Origin of the sequence: Enterobacter sp. GER_MD16_1505_Eko_090, assembly GCF_003331015.1 — a bacterium.
Taxonomy (GTDB): Bacteria; Pseudomonadota; Gammaproteobacteria; order Enterobacterales; family Enterobacteriaceae; genus Enterobacter; species Enterobacter roggenkampii.
This window is the reverse complement of sequence record NZ_PUQF01000055.1, coordinates 1-2101: the sequence shown is the minus strand read 5'-3', so window position 1 is coordinate 2101 and position 2101 is coordinate 1. Positions and strand designations below refer to the sequence as shown.

Below are 2101 nucleotides of genomic sequence, written 5' to 3'. Positions count from 1 at the left end.
AAACTGTTTGCCGCCCTCGCCCTCGCTGCCGTTGTTGCCCCCGTGTGGGCCGCCACCCAGACCGTCACGCTGTCCGTGCCTGGCATGACCTGCGCCTCTTGCCCGATCACTGTCAAGCACGCGCTTTCCAAGGTTGAGGGCGTGAGCAAGACCGACGTAAGTTTCGACAAGCGCCAGGCCGTCGTCACCTTCGACGATGCCAAGACCAACGTCCAGAAGTTGACCAAGGCGACCGAGGACGCGGGCTATCCGTCCAGCCTCAAACGCTGATCCGTTAACCGAACTCGGGAGCGACACATGGGACTCATCACGCGCATCGCTGGCAAAACCGGCGCGCTCGGCAGCGTCGTTTCCGCGATGGGCTGCGCCGCCTGTTTTCCTGCCATCGCCAGCTTTGGCGCGGCCATCGGACTGGGCTTCTTGAGCCAGTACGAGGGGCTATTCATTGGCATCCTGCTGCCGATGTTCGCCGGCATCGCGTTACTCGCCAATGCTATCGCTTGGCTCAATCATCGACAGTGGCGACGCACGGCGCTCGGCACGATAGGCCCGATCTTGGTGCTGGCAGCGGTGTTTTTAATGCGGGCTTACGGCTGGCAGAGCGGTGGACTGCTCTATGTCGGCCTGGCCTTGATGGTTGGGGTGTCGGTCTGGGATTTCATCTCGCCAGCACATCGCCGCTGCGGGCCGGACAGCTGTGAATTGCCAGAACAACGTGGCTGACGGCAACAGCCGTAGCCACCACAGAAAAGGAAAAATACATGACCACCCTGAAAATCACCGGGATGACCTGCGACTCGTGCGCGGCTCACGTCAAGGAAGCCTTGGAGAAAGTGCCCGGCGTGCAATCGGCGCTGGTGTCCTATCCGAAGGGCACAGCGCAACTCGCCATTGAGGCGGGCACGTCATCGGATGCGCTGACTACCGCCGTGGCCGGACTGGGCTACGAGGCAACGCTTGCCGATGCGCCACCGACGGACAACCGCGCCGGCCTGCTCGACAAGATGCGCGGCTGGATAGGGGCCGCTGATAAGCCCAGTGGCAACGAACGCCCGTTGCAGGTCGTCGTCATTGGTAGCGGTGGAGCCGCGATGGCGGCAGCACTGAAGGCCGTCGAGCAAGGCGCGCAGGTCACGCTGATTGAGCGCGGCACCATCGGCGGCACCTGCGTCAACGTCGGTTGTGTGCCGTCCAAGATCATGATCCGCGCCGCCCACATCGCCCATCTGCGCCGGGAAAGCCCATTCGACGGCGGCATGCCACCCACACCGCCGACGATCTTGCGCGAGCGGCTGCTGGCCCAGCAGCAGGCCCGTGTCGAAGAACTCCGTCATGCCAAGTACGAAGGCATCCTGGACGGCAATTCAGCCATCACCGTTCTGCACGGTGAAGCGCGTTTCAAGGACGACCAGAGCCTTATCGTTAGTTTGAACGAGGGTGGCGAGCGCGTCGTGATGTTCGACCGCTGCCTGGTCGCCACGGGTGCCAGCCCGGCGGTCCCGCCGATTCCGGGCTTGAAAGAGTCACCCTACTGGACTTCCACCGAGGCCCTGGCGAGCGACACCATTCCCGAACGCCTTGCCGTAATCGGCTCGTCGGTGGTGGCGCTGGAGCTGGCGCAAGCCTTTGCCCGGCTGGGCAGCAAGGTCACGGCCCTGGCGCGCAATACCTTGTTCTTCCGTGAAGACCCGGCCATCGGCGAGGCGGTGACAGCCGCTTTCCGTGCCGAGGGCATCGAGGTGCTGGAGCACACGCAAGCCAGCCAGGTCGCCCATATGGACGGTGAATTCGTGCTGACCACCACGCACGGTGAATTGCGCGCCGACAAGCTGCTGGTCGCCACCGGCCGGACACCGAACACGCGCAGCCTGGCATTGGAAGCGGCGGGGGTAGCCGTCAATGCGCAGGGGGCCATCGTCATCGACAAGGGCATGCGCACCAGTAGCCCGAACATCTACGCGGCCGGCGACTGCACCGACCAGCCGCAGTTCGTCTATGTGGCGGCAGCGGCCGGCACTCGTGCGGCGATCAACATGACTGGCGGCGATGCGGCCCTGGACCTGACCGCAATGCCGGCCGTGGTGTTCACCGACCCGCAGGT

Annotated in this window: 3 protein-coding genes; all 3 read left to right on the top strand. The window is 64.3% G+C overall.

The window, feature by feature from the left end; genetic code table 11:
* Positions 1–270: mercury resistance system periplasmic binding protein MerP (gene merP / locus C6A40_RS24675; protein WP_114191465.1), on the top strand; the 270-nt coding region annotated here is incomplete at its 5' end.
* Between the two features lie 27 nt (positions 271–297).
* The gene (gene merC, locus C6A40_RS24670) at positions 298–723 is read left to right on the top strand and encodes an organomercurial transporter MerC (protein WP_000522996.1); all 426 of its coding nucleotides are present in this window, start codon (positions 298–300) and stop codon (positions 721–723) included.
* A gap of 38 nt (positions 724–761) precedes the next feature.
* Positions 762–2101, top strand: a 1340-nt coding sequence (locus C6A40_RS24665) for a mercury(II) reductase (protein ID WP_058663132.1), incomplete at its 3' end; no start/stop codon positions are given.